This window comes from Pseudomonas sp. HR1 (genome assembly GCF_030175875.1).
Lineage (GTDB): Bacteria > Pseudomonadota > Gammaproteobacteria > Pseudomonadales > Pseudomonadaceae > Chryseomonas > Chryseomonas oryzihabitans.
Map to the genome: position 1 here is coordinate 747,243 of NZ_JASNRF010000001.1, position 19,174 is coordinate 766,416.

The 19,174-nt window shown below is 62.7% G+C and carries 16 protein-coding genes; 15 read left to right on the top strand and 1 reads right to left on the bottom strand.

What is annotated here, in order from left to right; all coding sequences use genetic code 11:
• Window positions 1-31 precede the first annotated feature (31 nt).
• The 10 genes from QKY98_RS03445 to QKY98_RS03490 are packed head-to-tail and all read left to right on the top strand — an operon-like array spanning window position 32 to window position 11,538.
• On the top strand, window positions 32-1,204 hold the full coding sequence (locus tag QKY98_RS03445) for a DegT/DnrJ/EryC1/StrS family aminotransferase (RefSeq protein WP_007161385.1): 1,173 nt from the start codon (window positions 32-34) through the stop codon (window positions 1,202-1,204).
• 19 nt (window positions 1,205-1,223) lie between these two features.
• Window positions 1,224-2,759, top strand: coding sequence for a lipopolysaccharide biosynthesis protein (locus tag QKY98_RS03450; protein ID WP_027600347.1), 1,536 nt, complete (start codon window positions 1,224-1,226; stop codon window positions 2,757-2,759).
• 1 nt (window position 2,760) lies between these two features.
• Entirely contained in the window at window positions 2,761-3,696 is a 936-nt protein-coding gene (locus QKY98_RS03455) for a glycosyltransferase family 2 protein (protein WP_007161387.1), read from the top strand.
• Between the two features lie 57 nt (window positions 3,697-3,753).
• Window positions 3,754-5,967, top strand: a complete 2,214-nt coding sequence (locus QKY98_RS03460; protein WP_027600348.1) for a polysaccharide biosynthesis tyrosine autokinase — start codon at window positions 3,754-3,756, stop codon at window positions 5,965-5,967.
• 47 nt (window positions 5,968-6,014) lie between these two features.
• Window positions 6,015-6,545: a transcription/translation regulatory transformer protein RfaH gene (gene rfaH, locus QKY98_RS03465; protein WP_044341124.1), complete on the top strand. Its 531-nt coding sequence runs from the start codon at window positions 6,015-6,017 to the stop codon at window positions 6,543-6,545.
• 33 nt (window positions 6,546-6,578) lie between these two features.
• Window positions 6,579-7,577: a glycosyltransferase gene (locus QKY98_RS03470; RefSeq protein WP_144955000.1), complete on the top strand. Its 999-nt coding sequence runs from the start codon at window positions 6,579-6,581 to the stop codon at window positions 7,575-7,577.
• Window positions 7,574-8,821 carry a glycosyltransferase family 4 protein gene (locus QKY98_RS03475; protein ID WP_284670339.1) on the top strand — a complete coding sequence of 416 codons (1,248 nt, stop codon included), beginning with the start codon at window positions 7,574-7,576 and terminating at the stop codon, window positions 8,819-8,821. Before QKY98_RS03470 ends, QKY98_RS03475 begins: the two co-directional genes overlap by 4 nt.
• A 31-nt stretch (window positions 8,822-8,852) precedes the next feature.
• On the top strand, window positions 8,853-9,941 hold the full coding sequence (locus QKY98_RS03480; protein ID WP_027598156.1) for a glycosyltransferase family 4 protein: 1,089 nt from the start codon (window positions 8,853-8,855) through the stop codon (window positions 9,939-9,941).
• Between the two features lie 58 nt (window positions 9,942-9,999).
• Window positions 10,000-10,293 (top strand): hypothetical protein, encoded by a 294-nt coding sequence (locus tag QKY98_RS03485; protein WP_284670340.1) that lies wholly within the window; start codon window positions 10,000-10,002, stop codon window positions 10,291-10,293.
• A 45-nt stretch (window positions 10,294-10,338) separates the two neighbouring features.
• A complete protein-coding gene (locus tag QKY98_RS03490; RefSeq protein WP_027598154.1) occupies window positions 10,339-11,538 on the top strand; it encodes a glycosyltransferase family 4 protein in 1,200 nt (399 codons plus the stop codon).
• Window positions 11,539-11,541: 3 nt separating this feature from the next.
• Here QKY98_RS03490 and QKY98_RS03495 read toward each other — a convergent pair whose 3' ends face one another.
• Entirely contained in the window at window positions 11,542-12,405 is an 864-nt protein-coding gene (locus QKY98_RS03495) for an oxaloacetate decarboxylase (protein ID WP_027598153.1), read from the bottom strand.
• Window positions 12,406-12,703: 298 nt separating this feature from the next.
• Between QKY98_RS03495 and QKY98_RS03500 the strand changes: the two genes are divergently transcribed.
• From QKY98_RS03500 to QKY98_RS03520, 5 genes are all read left to right on the top strand, one after another.
• Window positions 12,704-13,912 carry a methyltransferase gene (locus QKY98_RS03500; RefSeq protein WP_284670341.1) on the top strand — a complete coding sequence of 403 codons (1,209 nt, stop codon included), beginning with the start codon at window positions 12,704-12,706 and terminating at the stop codon, window positions 13,910-13,912.
• Window positions 13,913-14,050: 138 nt separating this feature from the next.
• A complete protein-coding gene (locus QKY98_RS03505; protein ID WP_027598151.1) occupies window positions 14,051-14,263 on the top strand; it encodes a hypothetical protein in 213 nt (70 codons plus the stop codon).
• Between the two features lie 470 nt (window positions 14,264-14,733).
• On the top strand, window positions 14,734-16,143 hold the full coding sequence (locus QKY98_RS03510; protein WP_284670342.1) for an undecaprenyl-phosphate glucose phosphotransferase: 1,410 nt from the start codon (window positions 14,734-14,736) through the stop codon (window positions 16,141-16,143).
• A gap of 157 nt (window positions 16,144-16,300) precedes the next feature.
• Window positions 16,301-16,741, top strand: coding sequence for a low molecular weight protein-tyrosine-phosphatase (locus QKY98_RS03515; protein WP_027598150.1), 441 nt, complete (start codon window positions 16,301-16,303; stop codon window positions 16,739-16,741).
• A gap of 15 nt (window positions 16,742-16,756) precedes the next feature.
• Window positions 16,757-18,973 carry a polysaccharide biosynthesis tyrosine autokinase gene (locus tag QKY98_RS03520; RefSeq protein ID WP_027598149.1) on the top strand — a complete coding sequence of 739 codons (2,217 nt, stop codon included), beginning with the start codon at window positions 16,757-16,759 and terminating at the stop codon, window positions 18,971-18,973.
• The last annotated feature ends 201 nt before the right edge of the window (window positions 18,974-19,174 follow it).

The following is a 19,174-nucleotide window of genomic DNA, read 5'->3' on the forward strand; positions in this document are numbered from 1 at the left end:
TATCAAGGACTCGATAAGCAGGTACCGGATCATGATCAATGTGACCAAGCCCTACCTTGGCGATAAGGAACGCTTCAAGGCGTATATCGACAAGATCTACGCCAACAACTGGATCACCAACCAGGGCCCTTTGCACGCGCAACTCGAAGAGCGCCTGCGCGACTACCTGGGCGTCAGAAACATCATCCTGGTCAACAACGGTACCCTGGCCCTGCAGGTCGCCTATCGCGCCCTGGGCCTGACCGGCAGTGCCATCACCACGCCGTTCAGCTTTGTCGCTACCACCAGCACCCTGCACTGGGAAGGGATCCGGCCGGTGTTCGCCGACATCCACCCGGAAACCTGGAACCTGGATCCGGCCAACGTCGAGGCCGCCATCGAGCCTGATACCTCGGCCATCGTCGCCACCCACGTGTTCGGCAATCCCTGCGACGTCCGCGGCCTGCAGCAGGTCGCCCAGCGCCACGGCCTGAAGGTCGTCTACGACGGCGCCCATGCCTTCGGCACCCTGTTCGAAGGCCGCTCGGTACTGCAGTGGGGCGACATCACCACCGTCAGCTTCCACGCCACCAAGCTGTTCCACACCATCGAAGGCGGCGCGATCATCACCGAGGACGACGAACTCGCCGAGCGCGTTCGCCGCATGATCAACTTCGGCATCGTCGATGCCGAGCGCATCGAGGGCGTCGGCATCAACGCCAAGCTCAACGAGGTCTCCGCGGCCATGGGGCTGTGCATCCTCGACGAGCTGGAAGACATCCTGGCCCGCCGCGCCGTCATCGGTCAGCACTATGAAAGACGCCTGCAGGGCGCCTTCGACCTGCAGCGCCCCACCTACGGGACCCAGCTGAACTACAGCTACTTCCCGGTGGCCCTGCGCGACGAGCCGAGTCTGCTGGACACCAAGAAGGCGCTGAACGCCGTCGGCATCAATCCGCGCCGCTACTTCTATCCGTCGCTGGAAACCCTGGATTACCTGCAGCCCCAGGCGATCAAGCCGGTCTCGCGCAAGCTGAGTCACCGCATCCTCTGCGTGCCGCTCTATCCGGACCTGCCGCAGGCGACCCAGGACCTGCTGATCGACACCCTGCTCCTGGCGCAGCAGAAAAAGACCAGCATGGAATCCCTGCGGGCACTCATCACCCCGGCGCAGCTGCTGCCGAGCTGGGATTTTCCCGGCGACTCCTCTCCTGTTCTAACCTGACCCTGGCCCGCTATCTCCCATGACCAGTCCCGCGAAAGTGTCGGTGTTGCGCAACACCCTGATCAACTATGCCGGCCAAGCCTATGCGCTGCTGATCGGCATCTTGATCCAGCCGATGTATCTCGGTCATCTGGGTGCCGAAACCTATGGTCTGATCGGCTTCTTCGCCGTGCTGCAGACCTGGCTGCAACTCCTCGACGTCGGCATTTCCGCCTCGCTGGTCCGCGACGTCGCCCACGGCCGCGGTCAGACCGGCGCGGGGCGTACCCGCGGCCAGCTGCTGCGCTCGCTGGAATTCATCTTCATCCCCCTGGCGACCCTGGCCTTCGTCGCCATCGAGCTGAATTCGGAGTGGATGGCGGGGCATTGGCTCAACGTCCAGGGCCTGCCCACCGAGACCGTGGCCCACTGCATCGGCCTGATGGGGCTGATGATCGCCTTCCGCCTGCTGTCGACGCTGTACAAGAGCGGCGTCCAGGGGGTAGAGCTGCACGGCTGGCTGAACATGGTCAACGTGCTGATCGCCACGGTGCGCTACTTCGGCGGCCTGGTCCTGGTGATGTGGATTTCCCAGGAGCCCCTGGACTTCTTCGTGTTCCAGGCCTTCGTCGCCGTGTTCGAGATGCTGGTCTATGCGCTCAAGGCCTATCGCCTGCTGCCCAACCCCACCTGGTGGAGCGGCTTCGACTGGCAGCGGGTCAAGCCCATCGTGCCCTTCGCCCTGAGCATGTCCTTTACCTCGATCCTGTGGATCGCCCTGACCCAGCTCGACAAGCTGGTGCTGTCTAAGGCGCTGCCCCTGGCCGAGTACGGCTACTTCAGCCTGGTGGCGCTGATCTCCACCGGCATCGTGACCCTGACCAATCCGCTGGTGCAGGCGCTGTTGCCACGCATGACGGTGCTGGTGTCCCAGGACAAGCCGCTCGAACTGGAACGGCTCTATCGCAACGCGGCGCGCTTCGCCTTCGCCATCCTGCTGCCGCTGGCGGCCATGGTGGCCTTCCATGGCGAGGCGCTGGTCTTTGCCTGGACCGGCGACAAGGTCTCCGCCCACTGGAGCGAGCCGATCCTGTTCTGGTACGCCCTGGGCTCGGCGCTGCTCGCCCTCAGCCAGTTCCAGTTCTACCTGCAGTACGCCTACGGCAAGTTGCGCCTGCACGTCTGGTACAGCCTGGTATCGGCGGCCATCTCGGTGCCCATCGTGATCCTGGTGGTCCTGCACTACGGCGCCTATGGCGCGGCGCTGGCCTGGTTCTTCATGCGCCTGATCCCCTTCGTGATCTGGCCGATGATCGTGCATGGCCGCTTCGCGCCGAATCTGCAGCGCTACTGGAACCAGGATCTGCTGGTGGCCGTGGTGGTGACCGCCATCGGCGTGGGCCTGAGCAAGCTGCTGTACCAAGAGATTCAACCGCAGGAGCGGTTCTCCATCCTGGCCACCCTCGCCCTGGGCGGTGGCCTGACCCTGGTGCTGATGGCGCTGAGCTACGTGCTCTGTTCTCCGAAACAGACCCGCTCGCGCCTGTTTTCCCAACTCTACAAAGCAGGTATCTGACATGGACGCTCGGACCGAAGCAGAGATCATGAAGCACTGGCCGACGAATTGCAGTCGGCCGGTCGCCAGCATCGTCTGCCTGACCTTCAACCATCGTGACTACATCGGCCAGGCCATCGACGGCTTCCTGCGCCAGCAGACCGATTTCCCCTTCGAGATCATCGTCAACGACGACGCCTCGACCGATGGCACCCGGGAAATCCTCCAGGACTACGAGCGCCGCTACCCCCGGCTGATCCGCCTGATCCTGCAAAAGGAAAACCAGTACAGCCAGGGCAAGCCCTATGGCATGCCGGTGTTCCAGCACGCCCGCGGCGACTACATCGCCTATTGCGAAGGCGACGACTACTGGAACGATCCGCGCAAGCTGCAGCTGCAGGTGGACTTCCTAGAGAACAACCGGGACTACGCCCTGACCTTCCACGCCTCCTATGCCTTCAACAGCACGGGGATCGTCAATCCGCAGCGGTTCAATGGCCAGGATCACTACGATCGCAGCGAAACCGACCTGAAGAAGGCTCTGCCGCTGTCGACCCTGACCGCCTGCTTCCGCAACGTCCTGCGCGAACTGCCGCCGGAGCTGGAAACCGCCGCGCTCATGGACATCGTCTGGTGGTCGCTGCTGGGTGCCCACGGCAAGGGCAAGTTCATGGACGAGATCCGCCCCGCTGCCTACCGCGTGCACGAGGGCGGGATCTTTTCCATGCGCGCCAGCCAGAAGCGCCTGCAGATGGATCTCCACACCCAGTACTGCCTGGCCAACTACTACTACCGGCTAGGCGAGCGCGACCTGCACGTGTTCTTCCTGCGCCAGGTCCTGAGTCTTTCGCTGTCCTCGATTCCGCCGACGCAGAAGGTCAAGGCGCTCCTGCGGGCGGTAAGCAACATCACCCTCAACATCGGCCGACGCTTCGCCCCCAAGCGCGTCACCTACTGAACTTACGCAGAGCAGTTTTCCGGCTGCGCTGTATCCAGCTAAAAGGAAGGGACCCCAATGACCGTCATGCAGCGCTCTTCGTTCGAACAACACGAAGAACAACATCTGGACCTCAAGACGATGGCCCTCACGCTTCTTGATCACAAGAAGCTGATCGCGGGCATCACCGCGGGTTTTCTGGCCGTGGGCATCACCTATGCCGTGCTGTCGACTCCGCAATACGTCGCCGGGGCGATGATCCAGATCGAACCCAAGAAGAATGCGCTCACGGCGGTCGCCGAGACCGTGGTGCGACCCAACTCCGCCTCGCCGGCGGTAGCCGAGATCGAGCTGCTGAAATCGCGCGCGGTGCTGACCAAGACCGTGGAGAACCTGCGCCTGGACATCGAGGCCAAGCCGCGCTTCTTCCCACTGATCGGCCACTACCTGTGGCGCCACTACGAAGCCGAAAAGCCGGGTCAGCTGGCGGACAGCTGGCCGCAACTGCGCGGCTTCGCCTGGGGCGGCGAACAGATCGACGTCTTCCAGTTCGACGTGCCGGACGACATGTACGGTGAAACCCTGACCGTGGTGGCCGGCAGCAACGGTCGCTACCGCCTGCTGGACAAGGACAAGCAGCCCCTGCTCGACGGCCAGGTCGGCCAGATGGCCAGCGGTAACGGCTACCGCATGCAGATCAAGACCCTGACCGCGCGTCCCGGTACCGAATTCAAGGTGACCCGCAACCGCGTCATCACCACCGCGCAGCTCTATCAGAACCGCATCAAGACCAGCGAAGCGGGCAAGGAGTCGGGGATCATCTACCTGTCCCTGGCCGACGAGAATCCTGACCTGGCCAAGAGCGTCCTGTCCGAGATCAGCCGCCTGTACGTGCTGCAGAACGTCGAGCGCAGCTCGGCCGAAGCCGCCCAGCGCCTGGACTTCCTCCGTGGCCAGCTGCCGGCGGTGCGCAAGGACCTGGAAAGCGCCGAAGCGGCCCTGAACAACTACCAGACCAACAGCCGCTCCGTGGACATCAGCCTGGAAACCAAGGCAGTCCTGGACAAGATCGTCACCCTCGACACCTCCATCTCCCAGCTCAAGCTCAAGCAGGCCGAATACGATCGCCTCTATACCCGCGATCACCCCAGCTACAAGACCCTGCTGAACCAGCTCGCCCAGCTGGAAGTGGAAAAACGCAGCCTGCAGCGCAAGGTGGAGGCCCTGCCGAGCACCCAGCAGGAGCTGCTGCGCCTGAACCGTGACATGAAGGTCACCAACCAGACCTATCAGCTGCTGCTCAACCAGGCCCAGGAACAGGACATCATCCGTGCCGGCACCATCGGCAACGTGCGCCTGGTCGACAACGCCGACGTCAACCTCGACGAGCCGGCCACCAACCGCAAGATCGCGCTGATCCTGTCGCTGCTGCTGGGTCTGGTGACCTCGGTGGTGGTGGTCTTCGTCCGCCAGGCCTTCCAGAAGGGCATCGAGAATCCGGACACCGTCGAGCAGATCGGCCTGCCGGTCTATTCCACCCTGCCCTTCACCAAGGACCAGGAGCGCCTGAATCGTCGCCTGAAAAAGAAGACCCGTACCGGCGAACCCAATCTGCTGAGCGTGGTGCAGCCGGCCAACCTGGCGGTGGAATCCCTGCGCAGCCTGAGATCCAGCCTGCACTTCGCCATGCTGGAAGCCAAGAACCGGGTGATCATGATTTCCAGCCCGACCCCGGGCGTCGGCAAATCCTTCGTCTCCAGCAACCTCGCCGCGGTGGTCGCCCAGTCGGGTCAGCGCGTGCTGCTGATCGACGCCGACATGCGCAAGGGCTATCTGCACCGCGTGTTCGGCCTGCAGCCGCAAGCCGGCCTGTCCGAGCTGCTGACCGGTCGCAGCAAGCTGCGTGAAGCCATCGTGCCGAGCGGTATCGCCCAACTGGACATCATCAGCTGTGGTCAGGCCGCGCCGAATCCCTCGGAGCTGCTGATGCACGCCAACTTCTCCCGTCTGCTGGACGAAGTGGGCGGCCTCTACGACCTGGTGATCATCGATACCCCGCCGATCCTGGCGGTGACCGATGCCGCCCTGGTGGGTCGCCTCGCCGGCACCACCCTGCTGGTCACCCGTTTCGGCCAGAGCACCCTGAAGGCGGTGGAGAACTCCCGTCGTCGCTTCGCCCAGAACGGCATCACCATCAAGGGCGCCATCCTCAACGGCGTGCAGCGCAAGGCCTCGACGTCCATGGAAGACGATGGCGTCTACGGCTACTACGAATACGGCCCCCGTACCTGATACGCCGCTCCGCCGCGACTGATCGCCCCTAGAGAAGGAACTCGCCCATGACGCTCGCTCATCCCGCCGGTCACTGGTACCTGGTGCAGACCAAGCCCAATCAGGAGGTCCGCGCCGAAGAAAACCTGAGCAGACAGGGCTATGTCTGCTTCCGGCCCCAGCGCGAGCGCAAGGCGTCCGGCAGAAGTCGCGCGGCCGGCAGCGAATCGCTGTTCCCGGGGTACCTGTTCATCCAGCTCAATGACGTGAACGACAACTGGTACCCCATCCGCTCGACGCGCGGCGTCAATCGCATCGTCAGCTTCGGCACCCAGCCGACGGCGGTGAGCGAAGCCATCATCGACGATATCCGTCAGCGGCTCGCCGCCCTGGCGGAGCCTGCACCCGCCCACCAGCCCGGCGCGGCCGTGCGGGTGCAATACAGTCAGGAGCTGGAAATGGACGCCGTGTTCCTGAGTGCTGATGGCAATGAGCGAGCCATCATCCTGCTGCGCATCCTGCAGCGCGAACAGCGGGTCAGCGTCGCTCTCGATCAATTGTCGGCAGCGGCCCCCGTCAGCCAACGGCTGCGCGCCTGACCCAGTACCCAAGGCCCTTTGGAGAGTCTCTTCATGCAATGCAAAACCACGGTCGTTACCGTCACCTACGGCAATCGCCTCTGCTACCTGGAGCAGCTCGTCACCCGCGCCCTGGCCGAGCGCACCATCCACCAGGTCATCGTGGTGAGCAATGCGGCGACGGTGTCACTGGATAGCCTCGAAGCCCGCTGGCCCGGTCAGGTCAAGGTGATCGCCCTGAGCGAGAACACCGGTTCCGCCAACGGTTACGCCGTGGCCCTGGAAGCGGCCCTGGCCACCGACACCACCCATATCTGGATGATGGACGACGATAACGCCCCCCTGGGCGATGCCCTCGACGTCCTGCACCGGCGCCTCGGCGAACTCGGCGCCGTCCATGGCCACGACAAGGTCGCCGTGCTCGGCTACCGGCCGACCCAGCAGGCCGACATCGCCCAGTGCATCCCGACCAAGATGATCACCCAGCCACGTTCGAGCTACTTCGGCTTCCACGTGGCCCGCATCCCCTACAAGATCTGGCGCCGCCTGCCCTGGGGCCGTCCGCGCGGTGGCCAGCCGGAAGCCCTGGTCGAGCTGCCCTTCGCCCCCTATGGCGGCATGCTCGCCCACCGCAGCCTCTATGAGCGCATCGGCCTGCCCCTGCGCGAGCTGGTGCTCTATTCCGACGACACCGAGTACACCTACCGCATCACCCAGGCCGGCGGAAAGCTGTTCATGGTCACCGAGGCGGAACTCGAAGAACTGGAGCATTCCTGGAACATCAAGGAAGGCACCAGCAACGTCTACCAGAACTATCTGCAGGCCGGCTCGGACTTCCGCGCCTACTACGCCGCGCGCAACCAGGCCTGGTTCGACAAGAACGTCTGGGCCAGCTCCCGGCCGATGTACAGCCTCAACCGCTATGTCTTCCACACCCTGCTCAAGCTGTTCGCCCGTGACGACAAGAGCCGTCAGCGCCTGGCGCTGATCCGGCAGGCGGTCCAGGACGGCGAAACCGGCGCGCTGGGGATAAACCGCAGCTATCCGCTATGAAACTGCTCTTTCTCAACAGCTTCTATCCGCCCCATGTGGGCGGTGGTGCGGAGCTCATCCTGCAACGCAGCGTGGAAGGCTTCCAGCAGCGCGGTCACGACGTGGCCGTGCTGGTGACCGGTCCCGAGCAGGGTGTGCGGCAGGAGACGGTGAACGACGTTCGCGTCTATCGCGCTGGGCTGAAGAATTTCTACTGGCCCCTGACCCAGCAGCGCCCCGGTCCGCTGGCGCGCTTCGGCTGGCACTTTCGCGACCAGTACAACAGCGCGATGCGGGCGCCCCTGCGCCAGGTGCTGCAACAGGAAAAGCCGGACCTGGTGGTATGCCACAACCTGTCCGGCTGGTCGGTCGCGGCCTGGGACGAGATCCGCGCCAGCGGCGTGCCCATCGTGCAGGTGCTGCACGACATGTACCTGCTGTGCCCGAAGAACACCCTGTTCAAGAAGGGCCAGAGCTGCCAGAAACTCTGTGGCAGCTGCGCGGCGCTGCGCCGGCCCCATGCCGAGCAGTCCGCCAAGGTGGATGCCGTCGTCGGCGTCAGCCGGTACCTGCTGGATACCATCGTGAACAAGGGCTACTTCAGCGGCGTTCCGCGCCAGGTCATCCACAACGCCAGCCTGATCGCCGGCAGCAATGCCGAGACCGCGACCCCCAGTCCGGACGGCGTCGTCCGCTTCGGCTACATGGGCACCCTGTCGGAAAACAAGGGTGTGGGCTGGCTGATCGAGCAGTTCCAGCGGCTGTCGCTCAACGCGACCCTGACCATCGCCGGCAAGGGCCAGCTGGACTACGAAGCCCAGCTCAAGGCCATGGCCGATCCGCAAAAGGTCAGCTTCGTCGGTTATCAGAAGCCCGAAGCCTTCTACCGAAACATCGATGTCTTCGTCGCGCCGTCGCTGTGGGCCGAGCCCTTCGGCATGGTCGCCGTCGAGGCCTGTGCCTTCCAGAAGCCGGTCATCGCCAGCCGCATGGGCGGCCTGCCGGAGATCATCCGCGACGGCGTCAACGGTTTGCTCTGCAACCCCGACGACCGCGACTCCCTGGGCCGCGCCCTGCAGTGCCTGCATGACGATACCGAGCTGCGCCAGCGGCTGAGTCTGCTGAGCCGCACCGCGGTGGCCGATCTGCTGAGCATGGACACCATGCTCGACCAGTACCAGGCGCTCTTCGAGGACGTCCTAGGCAAGGCGCAACACGGCTCCACCAAGCCGCTTCACGTACCTCACACACAGCTTTCCAACTGATCCACCCCAGGTCACGGCAACGGGCAGAATCATGATCATCGTCAATTCCCGCTTCATCACCCAGGATCTTCGCGGCGTTCAGCGCTTCGCGGAATGCATCTCGCTGGAGCTGGCGAAGCTGAGATCCGACCTGCGCTTCGTCGCGCCGCCCGGCGCCGTCAGGCCCGAGGTGGCCAAACGGCTGGGCATCGAAGTCATCGGCACCCGCCAGGGGCAGCGCTGGGAGCAATGGGATCTGCCGAACTGGCTGAAGAGCCAGGGCAGCCCCCTGCTGCTGTCGCTGTGCAGCACGGCGCCACTGCTCTACACCAACCAGATCGCCACCCATCACGACATCAACTACGTGCGCTTTCCCGAGAGCTATTCGTGGAAATTCCGCACCTCGTACCGCTGCCTGATCCCCATGCTGCTCAAGCGCTCGAATGCCCTGATCACCGTGAGTGAATTCTCCCGGGACGAGATCTCGCGCTTCTATCGCTATCCGAGCGACTCGATCACGGTGGTGCCCAACGCCGTCGCCGATGCCTTCACCCTGGAGCCGCGGATCGATCGCGCCGAGACCCCCTATCTGCTGGCGGTGTCCTCGCCCAGCTACCACAAGAATTTCTCGCGGATGCTGGAGGCCTTCGCCGCCCTGCCGCGGGATCTGAAGGTCGAGTTGCGCATCGTCGGCGACAGCCACGCCGTGTTCGGTCAGAACGACCTGGCGACCCTGGCCGCCCGGGATTCGCGGGTCAAGCTGCTCGGCCGCATCGACGATGCCGAACTGGCGCGCCAGTATCGCCAGGCCACCGCCTTCGTCTTTCCGTCGCTCTACGAGGGGTTCGGCATCCCGCCCCTCGAAGCCCAGGCCTGCGGCTGTCCGGTGATCTCGGCCAACACCGCCTCCATGCCGGAAGTGCTGCAGGACAGCGTCCTCTACTTCGATCCCTACGAGACGGCCAGCATCACCCAGGCGATGCGCACCATCCTCCAGGACGCACCGCTCAGGGAGGCGCTTCGCGCCAAGGGCCTGGCCAACATCCAGCGCTTCAACTGGCAGACCTCGGCGAGAAAGGTCTCCGACCTGCTGGACAGCGCCCTGGCGACCACCACGAAGGCCACGGCCAGAGCCGCCTGAAACGACCCCACAACAACAATTCAGCGATCAAGAACTCATGGAAGAGACAAGCAACGCCATGGCAGGCCAGAGCCGTTCCTCTGTACCCCTGACGCTCGACGACTCGAATGTGTCCGGGCGCGTCCTTCAGGTCGCTGATTGCCACCGGCTGCCCAGCAGCTCGGACGCTACCGCGGCAGAGACCGCGGAGCGTCCGGAAAACGCCGAATGTTTCGAAACGCCTGCAACAGACGCCGTCTTTGCACCAAGCCCAACCATCAAGTTGCATGAACTCGACAGCGCTTCGGACGAGATCGAGATTACCCGGCTGCCCTGGGGATATGCAGTGACCAGAAAGACCCGCACTCCATGATTCAGCACCAGCACTTGATTTCATTTCACGCTTAAGGAAGACGACATGAAAATCGCCATCGTTCACGATTGGTTGGTAACCTTTGCTGGCGCCGAACGCGTGCTCGCCGAACTGCTCGACATCTGGCCGGAGGCAGACCTGTTCAGCGTGATCGACTTCCTCTCGGACGAGGATCGGGCGCAGCTGCAAGGCAAGCAGGCGACCACCACCTTCATCCAGCGCCTGCCCCAGGCCAAGAAGCGCTATCAGACCTATCTGCCACTGATGCCGCACGCCATCGAGCAACTCGACCTGTCCGGCTACGACCTGATCATCTCCAGCAGCCATGCGGTGGCCAAGGGCGTCCTGACCGGTCCGGACCAGCTGCACATCAGCTATGTCCACTCGCCCATCCGCTACGCCTGGGACCTGCAGCACCAGTACCTCAAGGAAGCCGGTCTCGACCGCGGCCTCAAGGGCAAGCTGGCGCGCGTCATCCTGCACTACGTGCGCATCTGGGATCAGCGCACCGCCGCCGGCGTGGACGCCTTCGTCGCCAACTCCCACTTCATCGCCCGGCGCATCAGCAAGGCCTATCGCCGCGAAGCCAAGGTCATCTATCCGCCGGTCGACATCAGTCGCTTCACCCCCAGCGGCGGCAAGGAGGACTTCTATCTCACGGCGTCGCGCATGGTGCCCTACAAGCGCATGCCCATGATCGTCGAGGCCTTCAGCTCGATGCCCGACAAGAAGCTGGTGGTGATCGGCGCCGGCCCCGAATTCGAGAAGGCCAAGGAAGTCGCCGGCCCCAACGTCACCCTGCTCGGTTACCAGGACTTCGACTGCCTGCTCGACCACATGCGCAGAGCGCGGGCCTTCGTCTTTGCCGCCGAGGAAGATTTCGGCATCACCCCCATCGAAGCCCAGGCCTGCGGTACCCCCGTCATCGCCTATGGCCGGGGTGGCGTCCTGGAAACCGTGCGCGGCCTCGATGCGCAACACCCCACCGGCGTCTTCTATCCGGAGCAGACCGCTGCCTCGCTATGCGCCGCCGTGCGCCAGTTCGAGGCCCTGGAAACGCCGATCAGCCAGCAGGCGTGCCGGCAGAATGCCGAGCGCTTCGCCACCAAGCGCTTCCGTCAGGAAATGCGCGCCTTTGTCGAGGCCCGGGTCGCTGCGCTGCATCTGCCCGCCGATCTGGATCTGGAGATCGTGACACCCTTTCCCAGCAAGGCTCTGCAACCGAGTTCGCTGAGCACCGCCTGATGGTTACTCCTTCACGTCCATGAATTCCCGCGCCCAGACTCGATACTCCTGCAGGGTCGAGTACTTGGTGGAGAGTTCGGACGCGGACAGGTCGGACGCGGTGATGTCGCGCTGCTCTCTGAGGCAGTCGTAGGTCGCCTTGATCGCCGCGAAGTAGGCCGCATGCCCGTTCACCACCACCCGGACCCCGGCCTTGGCCAGGCGGGCGTTGTCGCGCAACTGGGGATTGCCGTAGGTCACCAGCATTACCGGCACGCTCAGGTGCTGGGTGATCTCTTCCAGATGAGCGAAATCGCGAATGCCGACCATGCAGATACCGTCCGCACCCGCGGCCTCGTAGGCCTTGGTGCGGGAGATGACTTCCTCGGTGCTCAATTCGGTGGCGTTGGTGCGGGCGAAGATGCTCAGGGCCTCGTCGATACGGGCTTCCAGCGCACCCTTGATCTTGCCGATGCCTTCTTCGACGCTCACCAGATCCGTGGACTTGCGACCATAGCCGGCCGGCAGCACGGTGTCCTCGATGGTCAGGGCAGCCACCCCGGCGCGTTCGAGTTCGGTGATGGTGCGCATCACGTTCAGCGCATTGCCGTAGCCGTGATCGGCGTCGGCGATGATGGGCAGCCGGGCGACCCGCCCGATGCGCGTGGCCTGCTCGACGAACTCGCTGAGGGTGATCAGGGCGAAGTCCGGCGCGGCCAACACCTGCAGGGAAGCCACCGACCCGCCGAGGATGCCCATTTCGAAACCCAGGTCGTTGGCGATGCGCGCCGACATGGGATCGAAGACGGACGCCGTGTGATAGCAGCTGTCCGATTTGAGCAGGGCTCTGAACGCTAGACGCAGCTTGTGCGGGGAGGTTGGCTTCATAGGATTTTCCTTCTGGGAGATACCGAACAGACAATGTTAGCGCGACAAGTACTGGTCACACGACCGGATGTCCGGCTTTGAGATAAATCGATTCATCCAACTGACCCACGGTCGTCGCCTGGCCTCGCTCTTCGAGAGCCGCAGGCCCCGCGTCGAACGTCAAATGAATGCGGATCGGCAGCGCAGCCAGCCACCTGGCCAGGCGCGGGAAATTTCGATACCCAAGCATGCCCGGGCAAAGTGACAATAGTGGCCAGGCCTTGCCTTCCTGCCAATCCCGTCACTGCATAATGCCATCATGCTCGCCGCTGCTTTCCTCGAACGCTTCACCGCCCTGGATCTCTTTCTAACCCGCCATCAGCACCTGTGGCGACCCAGACCCTTCGTCGAACGGGAGCTGGCCTGGGAATCGAGCCATGCGGAGCTGGCCCGCTGGCTGCGGGCCCGCAGTCTGGAGGAAGCCGAGGCCGCCCATAATACCCCTCAGCTGCTGGCTGCACCTGAGCCCTTCCGCTCCCTGGCAGAGACCTCGCTGGCGCTCAGCCAGGTCCACGCCTACCCAGACGCTCCTGGCCGCACCTTGTCCGGCAGGCAAGACGTCGACGTGCCGGGGCGCAAGTGGCTGCAGATCGAAGCCTTCAGTCGCAAACTGGACTTCCGGCAACCGGTGCAGCGCTGGGTCGACTGGTGCGCGGGCAAGGGCCACCTGGCCAGGCACCTGACCCATCAGGGTGCGCCAGCCGTCTGCCTGGAGTTCGACGCGGCCCTGGTCGAGGAGGGCGAAAGGCTCAGCCACCGGGGCCGGGCCCCGGTGCACCATTATCAGGCCGATGTGCTCCAACCGCTGGCAGGCGACCAGCTCGGCAGTCGCGACACGCCCGTCGCCCTGCATGCCTGCGGCGACCTGCATACCCGGCTGCTCAGGGTGACGGCAGCGCGCGGCTGTCAGCAACTGGCCCTGGCGCCCTGCTGCTATGACCGCATCTCCACCGAGGTGTATGACCCGTTGTCCACCGCGGCGCAGGCCTCGGCGCTGCGCCTGGACCGCGAAGCCCTGCGCCTGGCGCTCTGCGAAACCGTCACCGGCGGGCAGCGGGTGCGGCGGGACAGGGACCTGTCCATGGCGCGACGCCTGGGATTCGATCTCCTGCAACGCGAACTCAGTGGGCGCGACGTCTATCTCAATACGCCGCCGCTACCCAGCCACTGGCTGCGCCAGCCCTTCTCGGCGTTCGGTGCGGAGCTGGCGCGGCGCAAGGCGCTGAAGCTTCCCGCGGCGATCGACTGGCCGCTGTGGGAACGTCGGGGCTTCCAGCGGCTGGCAGAAGTTCGTAATCTCGAACTGCTGCGCGGCCTGTTCCGCCGTCCGCTGGAACTCTGGCTGGTGCTGGACCAGGCGCTGTTCCTACAGGAGCAAGGTTACAGTGTGACGCTGGGGACCTTCTGTCAGGCCAGCCTGACACCCCGGAATCTGCTGCTGAGTGCGGAAAAACCCTGCCCGGCATAGGCCTACAGCCGCTCTATCCTGCACGTTTGTCGGAATCTGAGCTGAGGAGTGTAAAAAATACCTTTTGGTGATGGACTTCTCACAAAGTCTGCACAATAGTTAGGTTGCAATCTCGCAAAAAAAGCAGGAATAACAAAAATGCGCTACTACCTGCCCGTTTGGACCGGCGTTGCCGGTTGCCTCGTCTTCGCCCAAGCCCAGCTGCCCTGGCTTGCGGTCGCCTCGCTCCTCGTCAGCTGGTCGTTCCTGTTGTTCTCCCACGACAACTCGAGAAATTCAGCCTGGCACTCCAAGATTTCCAACCTTCCCGTCAATTCCCCCCTGAGTTTTCAGTCCCATCATCGCCATTGAGGCGTGTTTCAGGCCAGGGACTGGCCTACACCCGACCTGACCGGTCTGGCTGTCTCATTGTTTGGTGAAGCAGCTCACAATTCCCACATCCCGCGTTAAAGTCCGACGGAACGTTTTCCTGCCTTCCGCTGCCCGGGCAAGCCACTCATCGCACCCTGATGCGAGAGAAGTGTGCCAGCCGTCCGCCCGCGCTGTGACGCACTCCCCCCTTCTTCACTTCCCCTCCTCCGCCGTAGCCCGACTGGCGTGCTATTTGCCCTGATCTGGGCCAACTCGACAGCGCCTTCCCGCCTTTTTACCGTGTGAACCTCTTTATCAGTGCCGAGTCCTAACGTCGCTACAGCCATCATGGCATTTAGCGATCGGTGGTCAGTCATCGGTCCTAGAGCGCCATAGTGAACATTTCATACGCTGGTAGCTGCCTCGCCCAGTTGAAAGTTCGTGCACGGTATACGCACAAGGATGGAACCATGAATTTGAAAGAACGCGGCATTTTGCATACGAATTCCTCGGCAATCTCGCTCGCACACCGCCTGCTCGACCTCGCCGTGATCACGCTGAGCGCCTATGTGGCAGGCACCTGGGCGTCGGAAACCGGCATGCGTCCCGAGCATTGGGTCGTCATCTTCCTGTCCTTGCTGATTTTCCATTTCCTCACCGAGCTGAACCACGTCTATGGTTCCTGGCGGGGTGAGCGCATCACCGACGAACTGCTCAAGATCGCCACCTACTGGGTGCTGACCTTCGCGACCGTGTTCATGGTCGACTACTTCTTCTTCGATCAGTCCTATCTCTCGCCTGGCGTGATGCAGGGCTGGCTGGGTCTGACGCTGGGCACGCTGTGCGGCTATCGCGTGCTGCTGCGCTCGATCATGCATTCCCTGCGCAAGGCCGGCATCAACACCCGCAATGTCGCCATCGCCGGCAACGGCATGGTCGCCCAGCGCTTGGCGCACACCATCAGCACCGCCCCCTGGATGGGCCTGCGCATCGCCGGTTTCTACAGCGACAACCAGGACACCGGTGAAGAAGGCGTACCCAGCCCGACGCTGAATGGCGGTCTGGATCGCCTCATGCAGGACGTTCGCTCCGGCCAGGTCGACAAGGTCTACATCACCCTGGGCATGGCCGATCAGAGCAAGATCAACTGGCTGGTCCAGGAGCTGAGCGATACCACCGCGTCGGTCTACATCATCCCGGACATCTTCATGTTCCACCTGCTGCATGCCCGTAGCGAGAGCCTGGACGGCCTGCCCAGCATCAGCATCTTTGATACCCCGATGGATGGCGCCAGCCATATCGTCAAGCGTATCGAGGACATCGTGCTGTCTTCGATCATCCTGGCCATGATCTCCCTGCCCATGCTGGCCATCGCCATCGGCATCAAGATCACCTCGCCCGGTCCGATCTTCTTCAAGCAGAAGCGCTACGGCATGGACGGCAAGCCGATCGAAGTGTGGAAATTCCGCAGCATGAAGGTCATGGAAAATGGCGCCAAGGTCACCCAGGCGACCAAGAATGACTCCCGCATCACCCCGTTTGGTGCATTTTTACGACGTACGTCTCTCGATGAATTGCCTCAATTCATTAATGTACTCCGCGGCGAAATGTCCATCGTGGGTCCCCGTCCCCATGCCGTCGCTCATAACGAGCAATACCGCAAGCTGGTGCAGGGCTACATGCTCCGCCACAAGATGAAGCCCGGCATTACCGGTTGGGCTCAGGTCAATGGCTGGCGCGGCGAGACCGACACTCTGGACAAGATGCAGAAGCGCGTCGAGTTCGATCTGGACTATATCCACCACTGGTCCTTCTGGTGGGACGTCAAGATCATCTTCCTCACGCTGTTCAAAGGCTTCATCAATAAGAACGCATACTGAGTCTGGCCGGGGCCATTGGCCCCACTACTCAGCACGACGATCTGGAGCCTGGACTCCCGACTCTAATTACATCGGCAGCGAGCAACTCCTGTACGGGCTTTGCTGGGCTATCTGCCGTCGATACCTGTTGTCCGGACAACAGGAAGGTTTTTGAAGAATGATCAAGTCGATATTGGTTGTATGCGAAGGGAACATCTGCCGCAGCCCGGTCGCAGAAGCACTACTGGCCAAGGCGCTGGAAGGCCGTGACGTCCAGGTCGGTTCGGCCGGCATCAGGGCGCTGGTCGGCCACGGCATGGAAAAGACCGCTCAGGAGGTATTGCTACGGGAGAACGGCATCGATTTCACCACCCACAAAGCTCGCCAGGCGGATGCAGAGATGCTGCGCAAGGCGGATTTGATTTTGACCATGGAAGAGTTCCACTCACGCTCCGTCGAAAGTATTGCTCCTGAAGTCAGGGGTAAGGTTTTTCTGATCGGGAAATGGTTGAGCAATCAAGAAGTACCAGACCCTTATCGCCTTTCTAAAGAGATGTTTCAAAATGTCCAAATACTTTTGACGCGCTGTGTAGACAGTTGGCTTCCATACATCAAATAGGGAAGAAGGAATTTCATGACCACGATGCCTCGCTTTACTCCCGAAGTTAAAAATGAGTCGGATATCAACTTCTCCGCACTCTTCGGAATGTTGATCGATTACAAATGGCAACTGCTGTCGGTAATCGGCATTTTCGCTGCGCTCGGTATTGGCTACGCCATCCTGGCCACGCCGATGTATTCGTCCAACGCCATGATCCAGATCGAAATGGAGAAGAAGGGCGTTACCCGACTGACCGACCAGACCAGCGGCATGCCGCCGCCCATGCCTGAGGCGGTGACCGAGATCGAGCTGCTCAAGTCGCGCTCGGTGATCGGCAAGGCGATCGAGAACCTCAAGCTGGATATCGAGGTCAAGCCGCGCTATTTCCCACTGATCGGCAACTTCGTCGCGCGCCGTTTCGAGCCGCAGAATGAAACCGACGTCGCCTCTCCCCTGCTCGGCCTGAACAGCTTCGCCTGGGGCGGCGAGAAACTGGTCATCGACCAGCTGGAAGTGCCGGACAGCAACCTCGACAAGCCGATGAAGCTGAAGGTCGAGGACAACCAGAACTTCACCGTCTTCAACGCCGACGACGAAGTGGTACTGCACGGTGGCCTCGGCCAGCCGGTGAGCAATGCCGGTTACCAGATCAAGGTGACTACGCTGCAGGCTCGCCCCGGCACCGAATTCACCATCATGAAGAAGCGTTTCTCCAAGACCATCCAGGAATACCAGGGCCGCATCGTCGCCGGTGAACGCGGCAAGATGTCGGGCATCATCGGTGTCGGTCTGCAAGACGCGGATCCGCTGAAGGCCCAGGCCATCGTCCAGGAAGTCGCGGACATCTATGTTCAGCAGAACATCGATCGCAACGCCGCCGAGTCTACCCAGAGCCTGGAATTCCTGCGCGCCCAGATCCCGGTCGTGAAATCCGATCTGGAAAAGGCCCAGTCCGCGCTGAACTACTACCAGACCAACAAGAAGTCGGTCGACATCGACAGCGAGACCAAGGGTGTCCTGGAACAGACCGTTGCCCTGGATAACCAGATCTCCGAGCTGAACCTCAAGCGCACCGAGATGGACCGCAAGTTCACTCGCCAGCACCCGGCCTATCAGGCGCTGATGAGCCAGCTGGGCCAACTCCAGGCCGAGCGCGCCAAGCTGCAGAAGCGCGTCGAAGTGCTGCCGGAAACCCAGCAGGAACTGCTGCGCCTGAACCGCGACATCGAAGTGACCGGTCAGACCTATGCGCTGATGCTGAACAAGGCCCAGGAGCTGGAAGTCATTCGCGCCGGTACCGTGGGTAGCGTCCGCATCATCGACAACGCCAATGCCAACGTCGACGATCCGTCCGCTCCCAACAAGCCGCTGATCATCGCCGTCGCCATCATCCTGGGCGGCATCGTCGGCCTGGCCATCGTCTACACCCGTCACACCCTGCGTCGCGGTGTCGAGACCCCGGAAGCCATCGAGCAGATCGGCCTGCCGGTCTACGCCTCGATCCCCTACAGCAAGAACCAGGCGGACACCACCAAGGTACTGGGCACCAAGCAGCCGGGCGAGTCCTCGCTGACCGCCCTCACCCATCCGACCGATCTGAGCACCGAGGCGCTGCGCAGCCTGCGTACCAGCCTGCACTTCGCCATGATCGAGGCCAAGAACAACATCCTGATGATCTCCGGTCCCAGCCCGGGCGTCGGCAAGTCCTTCGTGTCCTCGAACCTGGCCGCGGTGATCGCCGAGTCCGGTCAACGCGTCCTGCTGATCGATGGCGACATGCGCAAGGGCTATCTGCACAAGCTGATGAACACCAAGCAGCAGGACGGTCTGTCCGATCTGCTGAGTGGCCGCATCGCCCTGAACGATGCCATCAAGAAGACCGAAGTCGGCAGCCTGGATTTCGTCTCCTGCGGCCAGTTCCCGCCGAATCCGTCGGAACTGCTGATGAGCCTGAGATTCACCACCGTGCTGAAGAAATTCAGCGAGCTGTACGACATCGTGATCATCGACACCCCGCCGATCCTGGCGGTGACCGAGGCCGGCATCATCGGCAGCCACGCCGGTACCAGCCTGATCGTCGCACGTTTCGGCGTGAACAGTGTCAAGGAGCTTGAGGCGACCAAGCGCCGCTTCGACCTCAACGGCATTCCGCTCAAGGGCGTGATCTTCAACGCCGTGGAGCGCAAGGCCAGTAACTACGGCTCCTACGGCAACTATCACTACTCTTACGAGCAGAACGCCAAGAGCTGATGCACGACCCCGGCTGGACGGCCCGAGCGCCGTCCAGCCAATCCCTTCAGGGATCGCGGCAGTATTCGTACAGGCGCATCGAACAAGAAACTACCTCACACAGCGATTTCGAAGGGTTCGCTCCTGAACCCGGCCACGCTTGGCAGCCTTGGATCTCGACGCTGTACCGGATTGATGATTCTGAAGAATAGGAACACGCCA